The organism is Neobacillus drentensis (assembly GCF_036966985.1).
Taxonomy (GTDB): domain Bacteria; phylum Bacillota; class Bacilli; order Bacillales; family Cytobacillaceae; genus Neobacillus; species Neobacillus drentensis_E.
Window position 1 is genome coordinate 6,549 of record NZ_JBALSN010000320.1, and the last position, 13,676, is coordinate 20,224.

At 35.3% G+C, this 13,676-nt stretch carries 20 protein-coding genes (1 of these 20 only partly in view); 13 read left to right on the plus strand and 7 right to left on the minus strand.

Annotation, left to right across the window (positions count from 1 at the left end; translation table 11 throughout):
• Both V7659_RS20190 and V7659_RS20195 read left to right on the plus strand, forming a co-directional pair.
• Positions 1–17: the end of a TniQ family protein gene (locus V7659_RS20190; RefSeq protein ID WP_335541746.1), read on the plus strand. 526 nt of this gene lie to the left of the window's left edge; only the last 17 of its 543 coding nucleotides appear in the window; its start codon lies beyond the left edge, outside the window; it ends in the stop codon at positions 15–17.
• 34 nt (positions 18–51) lie between these two features.
• A complete protein-coding gene (locus tag V7659_RS20195; RefSeq protein WP_335541748.1) occupies positions 52–1,233 on the plus strand; it encodes a hypothetical protein in 1,182 nt (393 codons plus the stop codon).
• A 157-nt stretch (positions 1,234–1,390) separates the two neighbouring features.
• Here V7659_RS20195 and V7659_RS20200 read toward each other — a convergent pair whose 3' ends face one another.
• Positions 1,391–1,828, minus strand: a complete 438-nt coding sequence (locus V7659_RS20200; RefSeq protein WP_335541750.1) for a hypothetical protein — start codon at positions 1,826–1,828, stop codon at positions 1,391–1,393.
• 273 nt (positions 1,829–2,101) lie between these two features.
• A complete protein-coding gene (locus V7659_RS20205; RefSeq protein WP_335541752.1) occupies positions 2,102–3,601 on the minus strand; it encodes a restriction endonuclease in 1,500 nt (499 codons plus the stop codon).
• A gap of 363 nt (positions 3,602–3,964) precedes the next feature.
• On the opposite strand from V7659_RS20205, the gene V7659_RS20210 reads away from it, so the two are divergent.
• The 10 genes from V7659_RS20210 (at position 3,965) to V7659_RS20255 (ending at position 8,678) form a co-directional block, all read left to right on the plus strand.
• Complete coding sequence (locus tag V7659_RS20210; RefSeq protein ID WP_335541753.1) at positions 3,965–4,270, plus strand: hypothetical protein; 306 nt, start codon at positions 3,965–3,967, stop codon at positions 4,268–4,270.
• Entirely contained in the window at positions 4,257–5,288 is a 1,032-nt protein-coding gene (gene comGB, locus V7659_RS20215) for a competence type IV pilus assembly protein ComGB (RefSeq protein WP_335541755.1), read from the plus strand. The genes V7659_RS20210 and comGB overlap by 14 nt, the downstream gene beginning before the upstream one ends.
• Before the next feature lie 20 nt (positions 5,289–5,308).
• Complete coding sequence (comGC, locus tag V7659_RS20220) at positions 5,309–5,629, plus strand: competence type IV pilus major pilin ComGC (protein ID WP_335541757.1); 321 nt, start codon at positions 5,309–5,311, stop codon at positions 5,627–5,629.
• Positions 5,629–6,063, plus strand: a complete 435-nt coding sequence (comGD, locus tag V7659_RS20225) for a competence type IV pilus minor pilin ComGD (protein ID WP_335541759.1) — start codon at positions 5,629–5,631, stop codon at positions 6,061–6,063. The genes comGC and comGD overlap by 1 nt, the downstream gene beginning before the upstream one ends.
• Positions 6,053–6,391: a hypothetical protein gene (locus tag V7659_RS20230; RefSeq protein ID WP_335541761.1), complete on the plus strand. Its 339-nt coding sequence runs from the start codon at positions 6,053–6,055 to the stop codon at positions 6,389–6,391. The genes comGD and V7659_RS20230 overlap by 11 nt, the downstream gene beginning before the upstream one ends.
• The gene (gene comGF / locus V7659_RS20235; protein ID WP_335541763.1) at positions 6,339–6,815 is read left to right on the plus strand and encodes a competence type IV pilus minor pilin ComGF; all 477 of its coding nucleotides are present in this window, start codon (positions 6,339–6,341) and stop codon (positions 6,813–6,815) included. Before V7659_RS20230 ends, comGF begins: the two co-directional genes overlap by 53 nt.
• Positions 6,812–7,198, plus strand: a complete 387-nt coding sequence (gene comGG / locus V7659_RS20240; RefSeq protein ID WP_335541765.1) for a competence type IV pilus minor pilin ComGG — start codon at positions 6,812–6,814, stop codon at positions 7,196–7,198. The genes comGF and comGG overlap by 4 nt, the downstream gene beginning before the upstream one ends.
• Before the next feature lie 51 nt (positions 7,199–7,249).
• Positions 7,250–7,435 (plus strand): YqzE family protein, encoded by a 186-nt coding sequence (locus tag V7659_RS20245; protein ID WP_283875103.1) that lies wholly within the window; start codon positions 7,250–7,252, stop codon positions 7,433–7,435.
• A gap of 218 nt (positions 7,436–7,653) precedes the next feature.
• Positions 7,654–8,352 carry a helix-turn-helix transcriptional regulator gene (locus V7659_RS20250; RefSeq protein WP_335541774.1) on the plus strand — a complete coding sequence of 233 codons (699 nt, stop codon included), beginning with the start codon at positions 7,654–7,656 and terminating at the stop codon, positions 8,350–8,352.
• A gap of 83 nt (positions 8,353–8,435) precedes the next feature.
• Positions 8,436–8,678: a DUF2626 domain-containing protein gene (locus V7659_RS20255; RefSeq protein ID WP_144547672.1), complete on the plus strand. Its 243-nt coding sequence runs from the start codon at positions 8,436–8,438 to the stop codon at positions 8,676–8,678.
• A gap of 44 nt (positions 8,679–8,722) precedes the next feature.
• Here V7659_RS20255 and V7659_RS20260 read toward each other — a convergent pair whose 3' ends face one another.
• Both V7659_RS20260 and V7659_RS20265 read right to left on the minus strand, forming a co-directional pair.
• Complete coding sequence (locus tag V7659_RS20260) at positions 8,723–9,814, minus strand: class I SAM-dependent methyltransferase (protein ID WP_335541768.1); 1,092 nt, start codon at positions 9,812–9,814, stop codon at positions 8,723–8,725.
• Between the two features lie 163 nt (positions 9,815–9,977).
• A complete protein-coding gene (locus V7659_RS20265) occupies positions 9,978–10,613 on the minus strand; it encodes an MBL fold metallo-hydrolase (protein WP_335541769.1) in 636 nt (211 codons plus the stop codon).
• A 214-nt stretch (positions 10,614–10,827) separates the two neighbouring features.
• Between V7659_RS20265 and V7659_RS20270 the strand changes: the two genes are divergently transcribed.
• Complete coding sequence (locus V7659_RS20270; protein WP_335541771.1) at positions 10,828–11,004, plus strand: DUF2759 domain-containing protein; 177 nt, start codon at positions 10,828–10,830, stop codon at positions 11,002–11,004.
• Between the two features lie 72 nt (positions 11,005–11,076).
• Here V7659_RS20270 and V7659_RS20275 read toward each other — a convergent pair whose 3' ends face one another.
• The 3 genes from V7659_RS20275 to V7659_RS20285 form a co-directional block, all read right to left on the minus strand.
• Positions 11,077–11,394, minus strand: a complete 318-nt coding sequence (locus V7659_RS20275; RefSeq protein WP_283875107.1) for an MTH1187 family thiamine-binding protein — start codon at positions 11,392–11,394, stop codon at positions 11,077–11,079.
• Between the two features lie 91 nt (positions 11,395–11,485).
• Positions 11,486–12,622 (minus strand): hypothetical protein, encoded by a 1,137-nt coding sequence (locus tag V7659_RS20280; protein WP_335541776.1) that lies wholly within the window; start codon positions 12,620–12,622, stop codon positions 11,486–11,488.
• Positions 12,623–12,760: 138 nt separating this feature from the next.
• On the minus strand, positions 12,761–13,676 hold a 916-nt coding region (locus V7659_RS20285; protein WP_335541773.1), incomplete at its 5' end, for an ROK family glucokinase.

The following is a 13,676-nucleotide window of genomic DNA, read 5'->3' on the forward strand; positions in this document are numbered from 1 at the left end:
GCTACCATCGAAATTGAAGGGCATAAGGTAAACAATGAGAAATTCTTTGAGTTGTTTTGGAAGTTTCTCAAGTTTATAAACAAGATGCCAAATAATCGAATTCAATTCGAGTGTAAGGGGATTAAACCAAAGCGATTTGAGGTTGGATTTTTAAGAAGGGATGGGAAAGTTAATTCAAACGACATATTAGTTGCTTCAACCTATGCCTATCAATTACTTGCTTATCCAAGCGAATACCTCCCTACTCTATTAGAAGCTATGGATAAAGCAAGAAAACATAAAGATATCTCATATGACAGTTATCTCGATAAAGTGAAGAAATTCAAAGAGATTGTAAGTTCTGATGAAAACGATCTTTATTACGAAAAGTACAATGAATATACCTATTCATTGGTTGATGAACACATCAGTCAAAGGGTTTTACTAAAACCAGATATGACAAAAGCAACCTACATCACCCTATCAGAAGCTATAAAATTATTAAAATCAGAACAAAACACAGTCTTAAATCTGTGTAACCATGGACTTATAAAATTGATAGAATTAGAAGGCGTAAGATTAATAGAAAGAAAAAGTGTTGAAGATTATATTCAAATGAAAAAAGAGGTAATATCCAGAGAAAAAGTTTGTGAGCTTTTAGGTCTGAATCTAAGGAACGTTATCGCGTTGACAGATAAAGGACTTCTAAAACCAATCCATGGTCCTGGATATGATGGATATCAAAATTGGTATTACCCTAAAAAAACTATTCAATCATTTTTAGAAAAAGTAAAAAAAATGCATTCTATGAATGTGCTTGAAAATAAAGCTGATTGGATGCCTTTAACTTCCGTTAACAAATGGATTCGGAGTCTGCAAGTAGAAACTGGAGAAATATTTGAACTGATTCAAAATGGAGGGATTCGTTGTTCCATTAATGATGAAGGAAACCTCAAAGGCATACTGCTTTATAAGGCAGACGTAAAAAAGTTGATTGTGTCATTAAAGATGCAAAGAATTAAGACGAGAGGCTTTACTTTGAAAGAAGCGGCAAAGGTCATTAAAATGGCTGATCAGACTCTTCAAAGGGATTATATTGATACAGGAAAGCTAAAAATAAGCTTAATTGAAGGAAAATCAAAATTCATTGATTTTAAGCAGATTCAAGATGTCCTTCATGAAAAGTTTATTGTAGAAATCAAAGATAGCATTAGCCATATAGAGAAGTTGATCGAGAGGTATATTAATCTTTAAAAAAACTAGTAGATTTTGGGCTTAACATTTGAGCCATAATCTACTAGTTTTTAATTTATTGAAAACAATAAAGCCGTGTTACCTACGTTTAAATTTAAATTCGGTTTTGTTTATATGATTAATAAGTTTTATCAAGGAAGGGAATATAATAAAAAGCTTATGACTCCGCTATGACATATTTTGCAAGGGCACGCTTCCCTTTGTAAGAATACTTGTACCAGAAAATAAATTTGTCATCCTCGGTTTCAATGGTGAAATCCGTATCCTTAATAGTATTAGTTTCACTTATCGGAAAATTAATTAAAAGTTCTTCACTAATCGGTTCCAAGTTTTCATCGAAGGTTTGAAACGTTAAATTATCTTCCCCATCACATCCAAGAACACCTTTTAAGTTTAACGATTTCTTCCCAACTTGAACAACCTTAGCTTTTTTATATCCTGAACCATCTTGTGTATAATCCCAATCATTCTTACCTATGTCGAACTTATATATCCCTGTTTCATGAGCTCCTGGAGAGGTGCAAAAAAGAAAATTCTTATTAAGGTCAATAAAGCTACTATAACAATCAAAGAAAGTTGAACACTTTTTCAGCACTAAATATCAAACGGATAATGAACATTATGAGTATGCAACAAATAATGGTTTAGTTCTTAATGAAACAATGTCAAACATAGAAGATGAAATACTAATGAAATGCATTGGGAACGTATTAAAAAATTATAGTGGAATGTTTAAGATTGAAAAAATCGAGGAAACCACTTGGTTTAAACTTTAGGTTAAAACTTACTGGTTTCAAGTTATAAATAATAGAAATTAATGAAGAAAGCATCAGCCCTTACCTGCTGATGCTTTTACTTTGAGGAATCATTAATTTGCTTTCTCATTTTTCTTCAATTCAATTCGAACATTATAACCATAATCCTTAAACATTTGGATCAAATTGCTTCCATCTAAAAGTGTCAGTGGCTTCCCCTTAGCGAATTCCCGTGAATCGTTCCCATAATAACTTGTCGTAACCAAGATTCCTTTTATTGCTCCTTCGTCTGACATAATCCCGTTTAGCTCCCTTACAGCGGAAATAGGAACCACTTGATTGTATCTTTTTGCTTGTATGATGAATTTGCCCCCTCTAATGGGGTCAGGGTCAAATGCAACGGCATCAATTCCTCCGTCACGGCTTGCCTTCGTTACTTTTACCTCAGCTCCAACTGCGACGAAATATTTTTCAAAGAGTTCCCTTACTAAATGTTCAAAATCCTCCCATGGCATCGCTGCTAAATTAGGAATAGAATTAATTCCAGCTAGTATTTCTTTTGACTCCACAAACCGTTTATCATCACGGTTAAGTTCCATAATCGGTCGCACAGGTGCTAACTGATATAAAGCGCCTGCATTTAACCCTTTTAGATTTCGGAAGCAATCCTTTGGAACCACCTTTTCTAGATTTAAGGATAAAAATTCGCTTCTTGTTGCTTGGAGGCTAACAATACAAGAATGAAATTCCTGACCTGTTGACGTATCTACACCATGAATCCACCCATTAAAAACGATGAGCTCGGTTGTATTTCTATAATCAGCACTAAAACACTCATATATATTTCGAAGTGTTAATTGATAAATGATATCTTCATAGTAATCCTCAAACTCTTTTTTCTTCATCGTTCGAGGTGTAATTTCCTTACGAGCTTGTATAAATTTATATTCAATGATATCGGGTACGTTTTCTGGATGTAGTAAATCAAAATCAATCACCAAAGCTTTTGCGTCCGAAACGAATTGAACATCAAAATTTTTATGAAATCCATTTGGATACTGAGAATTTTCGATTACTGCTCCAAAGTATCTCTCTACAAACGGGGAAATCGTTTCTTCATAAGCAAGCTTAAATTGATCTATCGATTCATTAATTTCTTTCTGATCATTTAAAAATTCGTTTTTAGCTTTTTGATATTCAGTATAGGCATTATGATATTGCCTTTCTGCCTCCTTTTGTTTTTCAAGCCTTTTAGACGCTAGAGAGGAGAATAAAAACTCAAAAAATTTATCTTCCTTTGGAACATTTACAAGTTCAATAAAGGTTTCTAATTTGGGCTCCTCAAATTTGTAAGTATCCTTGTTATAAAGCATGTCCCAGTCAAGGGCATGCTTTCGATGTAAAGAGAACTTTAGAAGATTCCGATAATCTTCAATAAGGTCTAATGCATTTTTGGAATCCTCTAAAGCCATTTCCTTCATCTTTTCAATTTTTTCTTTTTCTTTCCACCGTTGCTTCTGATTTTTTACTTTTTGCTCTAACTCCCATTGACTCTTAGCTGTTATCACCTTATCTTCTTTAAGATAACGATTGGATATGTGAGTACGAAACACTTGGCTAAACCTCCATTAATTTCCTCATTAGTACCAGTCTATCCAAAAAATTAAAAAGTAAAAATCCAAGGGTCTGTTAAACGTATTGAATGATGGTGAAGGACATTATGAAGTTTGGGTTCTTATTTAAAAAGTAAAATGTATTTTTTCTCACTATTGTTGAAAGAGTCACTAGATTTCTCAATGTTCATGAACCATGAGAAAATAATGACTTTACGAATTATCAGGCTAAATGAACTTAAGATATAATTTCTCAATTTTGTTGAATATTTGTTTCAAATATCTGAATACCGTATGTTGATTTATCAAGGAAACTGTACATTTGCTTTCTCAAACTTCAAGAATCGTTACAGAGAGTTTGGTGTGAATTGGTTAGAAGTTGAACAGACGCTGATTGCCATAACAGCACAAAGATTGGTTGAACTCTCCTGCCCTTTTTGTGAAGGGGACTGCACTCCGATTTGCTATTCCTATAGCAGATGGAAACGCGCAAGTGTGTTTGAACTATTATCAGGGAGAAATTTACACGGTGTAATGAAGGCAGCCCAAGGCGATAAAATAAGTACTCGTTACCGCACCTTAAAAGATGTAATAAACAAAGGTATTGCCCTTGGTTATATTCAAGAATCTGAATACGAGCGATTGGTGTATGATGATGAATCGTCATAAATGGACAGTGAACGAACAGGCGAATTTCTTGAGAAGAATTGGTGAACTTTTGGCAAGAGGATATCCAATTGCACTTGCAATTGAGTCCATAGCATTACAATTACCCTCTAAACGAAAGGAGGAACTTAATGATTGTTTAGAAGAATTAAAAAAAGGTCAACCATTTCATGTTGCCTTAAACAATCTGGGCTTCCAAAAAGACTTAGTCGGTTATGTCTATTTTGCCGAACAGCATGGCTGCTTTGCGGATGCTCTGCTGGAAGGAAGTGAACTTGCATTACTTAAGGATAAAGATTTACACAAGCTTTTAAAACTGCTTCAGTATCCTGCAGTGCTTATCATTATTACAGGATTTCTATTTATTTTCGTAGAAAATACATTACTGCCAAGGTTCACAAGTCTTTTTTCTTCCCTTGGTCTTGAAGCAAATTTTTTCATGAATGTCATTTACACTTTTGATCGTTATTTTCCAATTGTGATCAGCATCTTGCTTTTTATTCTACTTTTGGGAGCAATTTATTACTTGCTTATATTTCGAAAGCTCTCCATCTTAAAACAAAGGGTACATTTAGTTCGCATCCCTATTGTTGGCAGAATCCTCAAATTATTGTTTACTCACTACTTTTCCATTCAACTAAGCTTCTTACTTTCCGGTGGGTTATCTGTTTCCGAAGCACTATTACTCTTTGAACAGAATCGCAGACATCCTTTTTACAGTCACTTAGCTACTGCAATTAAAAGCAAGCTTATTACCGGAGAAAGATTGGAATCCATTTTGGCAACAATGTCATTCTTCGAAAAAGAATTTCCGATGATTGTAAAACATGGACAAGAAAATGGAAAGTTGGAGCAGGAGCTGCTATTTTTCAGCAGGCACTGTATCACAAACATGGAAGAAATGATTCAAAAACGCTTAACAACCATTCAGCCTATTCTCTATATTATTATTGGATTCCTTGTGGTATCGATGTATTTAGCTATTCTATTACCCATGTTTCACCTACTTGATGGTATTTAAAAAATTGGAGGTTAGTTAGAATGATGAAAAATGAAAAAGGTTTTACATTGATAGAAATGATGATTGTTATGCTAGTAATCTCAGTGCTGTTAATTATTACAATCCCTAACGTTGCCAAACATAATTCAAATATCAACAATAAAGGTTGTGAGGCCTACGTTAAAATGGTCCAGGCTCAAGTTCAAGCATATGAAATGGATAAGAACAAAATCCCTACAATTGAAGAACTAAAAGCAGATGGGTATTTAAAGAAAGATGCTACTGGTTGTCCGAATGGTAATACAGTTGCAATAGATGCTGAAGGTAATGTAACCTCAGTTGCAAAGGTAACTAATCCCTAATGAAAAACGATCAAAACGGCTTCACTTTAATTGAGTCCCTGTTAGTTCTCTCCATCTTCATGATTATCTCCTCAATTACAGTTTTCTCCTTAAAACCGCAGCACTCAGTCCTGGAGGATGAGGCCTTTTTAACCCAATTAAAAGCAGACCTATATTATTCACAACAATATGCTATATCTCATCAACATGAAGTATCCGTTGTTATTCTTCCAGCGCAGTATAAGTATTACATGCTATTAAGACCCGAACTGCCGCCAATCATCATGCGAAATTATTCAAAAAATATTAATCTTGCTACAAGTACTCTACCCTTATATTTCAAATTCCTAAACGATGGGAATGTGAACCAGTTTGGTACCCTTCTCATCCAAACCAATAATAAAACCTATCAAATGACCGTGTTAATCGGAAAGGGACGGTTTTATGTTAAATAGTTCTAAAGGCTATTTTCTGCTTGAGCTTCTACTTTCCTTATCAGCATTGTTTTTACTTTGTTTGTTTTTACTGCCATTATTAACCGAACTAAGAGAACAATCCCGACAATTGGAATTAGAAAATAAGGCCCGACAGTTGATGTACGAAGAATTACAAGCGAATTTAGTCAGTAATCGGGGAACATCATTTTCAACTTCTATTCAAAACGGAATTGAATATCAAATCATTTGGAAAGAAAGTGAGTGGGCGGGACAAAAGGAGGTGTGTGTGAGAGTTGAAAAAAATTCGTTCCTTCCAGAAGTCGAAGTCTGTGGGCTGCTTGAATGACGATGCCTTCACACTCATTGAAGTGCTTATTTCTTTTTCAATATTCACAACAATTATTTTTTTTATGACACCTTTATTCCAAATAATTCTTAGTAATAAGGATACGGAGGCAGCTTTACAGACAATGGAGTGGGATGTATTTTCGAGCCAAATAAAAAAGGAGATCCGACTTTCCAGCCGTGCAGAGGTGATCTCGAATCGGTTAATTCTAACAAAAGAAGCGGAAACCATTCAGTATGAAAAGTACGGAACGAACCTTAGACGCCGTGTGAATTCAACTGGTCACGAAATACTCCTCCAAAATGTTTCACAGTATTCGTTCACACTCATAGATAATGCTGTTAAAATCGATGTAACTGACCTATGGGGAAGAAAATATTCAGTTACTGCATTCTCAATGGGAAATTGGCTGAATGTCCCATGATAAATAATGAGAGAGGCTTTACCTACCCACTTACCTTATGCCTTCTAATCATTTTTTTATTATTTCTTTCGGGCCGAATTGAAGTATTGTTATCCGAAAGAAAAATTGCACACGAAACCAATACAATCATGCTCGAGGAGTATTATTTCCTCTCGTCAGTAAAAAAAGTTGAAGCAATGTATCAAAAGACTGGCACCCTGCCTGCCAAAGGCACGATTACGTTTGTAAAGGGAACCATGGATTACCAAACTGAAACACCCATTGGGTATATTCAAAAGGTCAATTTCACATTGCACCTCAATATTGATGGTATACCAGCTAACGGAAGGGGATATTTTGATTCACGAACCAAACGATTATCCAAATGGCTTGAATTGAAATAATTAAATATGGGCATACTTGTTCATGAAAATTAAAGGCAGGTGTGTGTGTCCATGAAAACCAATGACTATGTAAAATACATGACTCAAACGATCGTAAAATATGCCGATCAACCGAAGGATGAAAGGAAACGTCTTCGTATCGAACGAAAAGAAACAAAAGCTTCTTTCTGGTATCGTTGGTTCGGTATTCTTCCTTACATCCTCTATTTTGAAGTTAAAAAGAGACGAAGAATGTAACTTCTCTAAATTCTTTATTTTCCTAAAATAATTATATTTTTACTATTGACAAATGATTTTATTACCGAAATTTGTTGTTTTTAATATATTGTTACAATATAAAGTCGCTAATTGTGAACATTTTCTAAACATACTGTGTTAACATTGTTAACCTCATTCCCATGTTTCAAGGGCTGTATTATAATGGAATAAATTATGGGGGTCCGAGGTGAACAATGATGGAACAAACACTAAAGATAACAAACGTTTTATCAGATCCAACACGGTACTATATTTATCAATACATTACCAAACGTCATCAAGAAGTAACAGTACAAGAAGTGGCAGAAAACTTTAATATTCATCCAAATGTTGCCCGATTGCATTTATCAAAACTTGAAGATGTAAATATGTTAGTGTCTGAAACGAAGAAAACTGGTAAAGGCGGCAGACCGAGTAGACTGTATCGTCTATCAGATGATGTAATACAGTTGCATTTTCCATTTCGTGACTACATGCTCTTATCGAAAGTCGCAATCCAAACCATGATTTCTCTTGGAGAGGCTGGAAGAAAAGCACTTTTCCTTACTGGAAAACGTTTTGGTGCAGAGCTGATTGAACAAGAAAAGGCAAAAAGGGCGTTTGGAGAGGAATTAGAATTTGACCAAAAGCTAATAATATTAAAAAGTGCTGCAACTCTAGCTGGTTTTTATCCTGAATTTGAAGCAAATGGCGATAAAACAAAAATCTATTTCCAAATTTTCAATTGTCCATTCAAAGAAGTAGCAGAAGATCACTCGGAAACAGTTTGTAGTATGCACCATGAATTCTTGAAGGGGATGTTTGGAGCACTTTTTGAATCAGTTGAGTTAATTGAAAAAGATAATATTATTTCTGGATGTGAAACTTGTTCATATCAAGCGCTTGTAACAAACTAATTCGAAACCATTATTTACATTGTACCTCCTTTTACTTTATAATATTGTAATGATGGGATCGCAGGGTAAAAGGAGGGATACATATGGATCGCATGTTCAGAGTTTGTGGTTTCTGGACGGGCATTTTTACAGTAATGTTTTATCTAGGTGATTTGGATAAGACGGCAATGTTATTCTTAGCCCAAACAGGTTTTTTCGTTCTGCTTAGCTATCTAAAACTATCCGAGCGCATGTATTTGTGGGTATTCGGAGCATATTTAACAGTTTTCTTCGCAGGCTTCACTTATTGGACAACGTTCATGATGGTGCCTGGTGCAGGACATTAAGTAACAATTAGAAAAAAACGCCGGAAAACTCCGGCGTTTTTTCTTTATTCGATGAAGATATCACTCAATTTTAATTTAACCTCTTTTTGCTGGATAACCACATGAAAATAGGAACTCATCCCTGAGGGCATAATCAAACTGCGAATCGCTCGATTTCGTTTGCTTACCTCTGAAAAGGGATTGGGATCATAATGGCTTGCTAATTCTTTCAGAATACCTGCCTTTAATAAAAACTCATCCTGTCTTAGCTTTGAAATAAATTCTAAGTTTTCCTGTTCACCTTTTTGAATAAGATAATCAAAATGGATATGTGTTGTTATATCCATTTCTCCAGGATTTTGCAAGATATTATCAATCATCTGATGCTGATAATAACCTCTCAAACTACCCTTTACCCTTCTAGGGTCCATCCACTCTTCATTTGTATAGCCATAATCAGCTGTTACTACAATCCCTTTTAACAATGCACGGGAAATTCCCTTTATCATCTCCACCATGGCTAACGGGACCTCCAACCGCTGCTTTTCCTTTAATTCAATTCGGCTTTCCTTTAAAAACATTTGAATATCTGAATTGGTTAAAGGTACCTTTTGTTCATACAGTTGATTATTTCGAACCCCTATCATAACTTCATGTAGTTCCTCGTTTTCTTTTTCAATGACATGAACTGGTAATGCATCAAAGAGTTCGTTAGAAAAAATCATTCCTTCAAATGCGGTAACTTCGTTAATGTTCTCTACTTGGACAATGGGAAAATCGTCCATTAACAAATCTTGCTGCAGTTTACGATGAAAAGGACTGCTTTCAACTATTATATAGGTTAATGGGGTTTGAATCGTTTCCTTCCATTCCTGTAAAAATGCTTTGGCAAAACGTCCATTTCCAGCACCTATTTCACAAAAAACGGGGTTAAGTTGTGCCCGCTTACATATTTGAGAAAACCACTTTGCTATCATTCTTCCGTATATATCAGAAATATTACTTGTTGTAATGAAGTCTCCTTGCCGTCCAATTTTTTGTTTATCCCTCATATAATAGCCAAATTCAGGATGATACAATGCTGCACCAATATATTTTTCGTAGGTGATCAACTCATTGGGTAAATTTGAAAATAATGTATTAAAAAATGTGTTCATATATGCTCCTTTTCAAATAAACACTATTGACACAGTGAAAACTTTATAATATTGTAAGGATAGTAGCTTAAACTTTATCCCCTCCCATATTAGAATAGAATATCCCCCAGAAAAACCCTTCTCATTTTGGAGAAGGGTTTTTCTATATTGTCTCCCCTAGTTGCTAAAATCCATTCAAAAATGGATTACTGTCCATTTCTGCACCAATGGTTGTCACAGGTCCATGACCAGATAATACATACGTTTCCTCAGGTAATACAAGCAACTTATCGTGTATACTTTTTAATAACAGTGATGCGTTCCCTTCCCTTAGGTCTGTACGGCCAATGCTGCCTTGAAAAAGGGCATCTCCAGAGATAACAAATCCTTGCTCCTCAAAATAACAAGAGATACTTCCTGGTGAATGACCAGGGGTATGAAAAATGCTAAATTCAAAATCACCAATTTTCATAACGCCCTCATTTTTAATGATCTGATCAGCAGGATTGACTCTTAATGAATCCTGAATCATAAAGAATTGTGAACCATTTAGTGCGGGGTCACCAAGCCAGTTTTCTTCCTTTTTGTGAACATAGACTGGAATTTTATAAAAGTCCCTTACTTCATCGACACCCCCGATATGATCAAAGTGTGCATGAGTTAGGACAATGGCAAGAGGTTTCAGTTTTCTATTATTCAACAACTGAATTAGCTTTTTCCCTTCGCTGCCGGGATCAAAAATTAAACATGAACGGTCGGAATTTTCTACGATGTAACAGTTAGTTTGAAGTGCCCCCAATGGAATTTGCTGCCATTTCATATTTTTGTACCTCCAATTGAATTTACGATATCATTATTTTACACTATGTATTAAGCAGAGAGAAAGAATACAAATTCACCCGAGTTCTTTTTTGCTCTCGACAAATGAAAGAAAAAAATATAAAATAAGAATCGAATGTAAATAATATAGGTACATAATTTTCTTAAATTTGTTTGATGTATGCCTGCTTATAATAATAAAAGGGGGATTTTCCATGGGTTTAGTAATTATTTTTGCTCTCGTAACCATACTTGCTGCTTTCGGTGGATTATCAGCACTAAAGAATAAAAATTTCTTAGGTGCATTTTGGGGTGTAGCTTCATTTGTGGTTTTCGGCTGGTTTACAGTTATGACCATCATTAATTCTGGATTTCCAACAGGAACTCACTAAGAGTTTTAAAAGACTGCCAACCGGCAGTCTTTTTATTTTGAATGGATTGGAGTGTCCCGCTGCACCCATATATTAGTCCTCATTTAAAAGGTTGGTTACCCTCTCTACTTTATATTCCATACTCCGCTGAACATCTCTTCTGTCATCAATACGAATCGTTGTAGCAACCCTCTGGATACCTTCAGAAAAGGGTACTTCGTGCATTTCTTGGATAACTTCAAATAAAACGGAAAGTTCACCTTCGATAATGGTATTCATGGGTGTTAATTGAAAACGTATTTTCCCTTCCTCTTGATTTTTTCTCAAAACCTTTTGAATACTTGCTACATATTTACTAACACTAGGAGTTTCTGTTCCAATTGGAATTACAGTTACATCTACTATAGCCATGACTGAATACCTTCCTCTTTAAGTTTTTGATTCAACCTGATTTTATCATAACAGAAGATAAAATAAAAAAATGACACTGTATATACTAGTGTCATTCCTTTATCAATTCATATAATTTCTTTCCATCAAGATCGATAATTTTTTCATATCGATTCCCATACAAGAGAGCCTCACCAGTTGGTGATAGTAGCATTGGCTCGTTTTCTAAACCATCCATGATTAGGTTGCTGCGGCCATTCTTAAGATTATAAGTTAGAAGTTGGAAACCCTCTGAATAAGTATCCAATTCTCCACCTGATAGAGGCCTTAAGGTAGTAAATTGGCTTTTTTCTTCATTATAGTCATAAAAAGGAACTAACCAATCTGAATACTTTGTTAACTGCGGCATGGAAAAAGTAAATAGTTTACGTAGTTTGTTATCAAAAAATGAATAATTGGACATGGATTGGTTTTGTTCATTTATGGTGATAGTCATAATTAAGTTAGGAAAGGCAGAAAAATTTATAACTGATGAAAACAAATTCTTCTCGATCCCAGTTTCTAAATTTTTACCATTAAGTGGTACTAATAAGGTTGGCTGATCTTCATTCCAATTAATCCAAGCTATCTGATTAACAGCTACCCACTTCATAAAAGGCTGAGGCATATCAAGTTCAGATGTGGTTGATTGTTCCAAGTCTAGTAATAACACCTGAAAACTCCAATCCTCTGCAAATTTAGTTACTAAAACCTGAGATTCATTATATGGGTTCCATTCAAAGGCTAATTCATAGGATAGGAAATCTTTTTGAAGGATTACGCTCCCTTTCGTGTCAATTATTGTAACCAACCCTTCAGATGGTGATTGCGAAGCATGGATTAGGATGCTTTTTTGGGAAGGACTAATTTGTACATTGATGATGGGATATTCACTTTTATAAATTAATTCACTTTTACCTGTAAAGAGATTGTAGCGGTATATACTTGAAGTTTGTTCTAGATTCGTAATATAGAGGACTTGTTTCTCAGAAAGCCAGCCGGCGAGTTTCGAAAATTCACCTTCTGGAATTGAAATCGGTAGTTTCCACTTATCTCCAGAAGTAGTGGTAACCGGAGACTTAGGCTTTTCATTTTTAACAGGCACTTTTTGTTTTACTTGCTCGTTTTGAGCACATGCACCTAAGATGAGGATTAATAAAAATAAATAGAGGACCAGAAACATTGGATTTAGATTACTATTCCTTTTCACATTAATCAATATTTCCTCCTCTCTTATTCTCTCTCATAAATAAGTACGTTCTTTGAACTATAATGTTTCAATATTATAACAAATTTTGCAGATAGTAATAAAGGAAAAACCGTATCACTGCGGATTTTCCTTTATAGACTATTGATTCAATTTATTTTTAATAAGCCATGCAGCACCAAGTACACCTGCATCATTTCCTAGGGTAGCCAATGCGAGTTTTGTTGAGTCACGGACTGCTGAAAAGGCAAACTTCTCAAAATTACTTATTACTGGATTTAATAAAATATCGCCTGCTTTAGAAACACCGCCACCTAGAACAATTTTTTCCGGATTTAGTGTATTGGCAATACTAGCTAACGCAAAACCTAAGTGGAAGGATACCTCATTCAATACGGTCTGAGCCAACCGATCATTATTACGTGCTGCATCAAAGACGTCTTTAGCTGTTATCGTATTATTCTCAACCATTTTTGAGGTTAATTCACTTTGTATCCCCTTAGCAAGTTCCATTCGGGCTAGGCGTACAATTCCTGTTGCAGAAGCCACGGTTTCAAGACAACCCGTTTTCCCACAGTTACATTGTGCTCCATCAAACGGAATAGCAGTAATATGGCCGATTTCACCAGCTGCACCATTAATACCTTGAACAACTTTTCCACCAGCAATAACACCTCCGCCGACACCTGTTCCAAGGGTAACGCAAACAAGATCCTTCGCTCCATTGCCTGCACCCATCCACATTTCACCCAACGCTGCACAATTCGCGTCATTTTCAATCGCAGCTGGGAGCGAAGTTGCTGTCTCAAGACTATTCTTTAGAGGATAATTATTTGGCCAGCCTAAATTTACAACATTTAAAAGTATTCCCTTTTCATAGTTAACCGGACCGGGTGCCCCCATACCAATTCCTAGTAAAATATCTTTTGTTTGACCATGTTCCTTTAGTTTCTCATCAATTGCACTTGCGATATTATTGGTTATGTTTTTTCCTTCATTCGTATTATCCGTTGGTATTTCCCATTTATGAACGATTTCGCCATCCATTGTTATAAAC

Bases quoted from the DNA above. Each gene is read 5' to 3' on its own strand.
- V7659_RS20270 (WP_335541771.1), top strand. From the start codon at position 10,828: ATGGGTTTAGTAATTATTTTTGCTCTCGTAACCATACTTGCTGCTTTC.
- V7659_RS20250 (WP_335541774.1), top strand. From the start codon at position 7,654: ATGGAACAAACACTAAAGATAACAAACGTTTTATCAGATCCAACACGG.
- V7659_RS20260 (WP_335541768.1), bottom strand. From the start codon at position 9,814: ATGAACACATTTTTTAATACATTATTTTCAAATTTACCCAATGAGTTG.
- V7659_RS20265 (WP_335541769.1), bottom strand. From the start codon at position 10,613: ATGAAATGGCAGCAAATTCCATTGGGGGCACTTCAAACTAACTGTTAC.
- V7659_RS20255 (WP_144547672.1), top strand. From the start codon at position 8,436: ATGGATCGCATGTTCAGAGTTTGTGGTTTCTGGACGGGCATTTTTACA.
- V7659_RS20245 (WP_283875103.1), top strand. From the start codon at position 7,250: ATGAAAACCAATGACTATGTAAAATACATGACTCAAACGATCGTAAAA.
- comGC (WP_335541757.1), top strand. From the start codon at position 5,309: ATGATGAAAAATGAAAAAGGTTTTACATTGATAGAAATGATGATTGTT.
- comGG (WP_335541765.1), top strand. From the start codon at position 6,812: ATGATAAATAATGAGAGAGGCTTTACCTACCCACTTACCTTATGCCTT.
- V7659_RS20275 (WP_283875107.1), bottom strand. From the start codon at position 11,394: ATGGCTATAGTAGATGTAACTGTAATTCCAATTGGAACAGAAACTCCT.
- V7659_RS20230 (WP_335541761.1), top strand. From the start codon at position 6,053: ATGTTAAATAGTTCTAAAGGCTATTTTCTGCTTGAGCTTCTACTTTCC.
- comGD (WP_335541759.1), top strand. From the start codon at position 5,629: ATGAAAAACGATCAAAACGGCTTCACTTTAATTGAGTCCCTGTTAGTT.
- comGB (WP_335541755.1), top strand. From the start codon at position 4,257: ATGAATCGTCATAAATGGACAGTGAACGAACAGGCGAATTTCTTGAGA.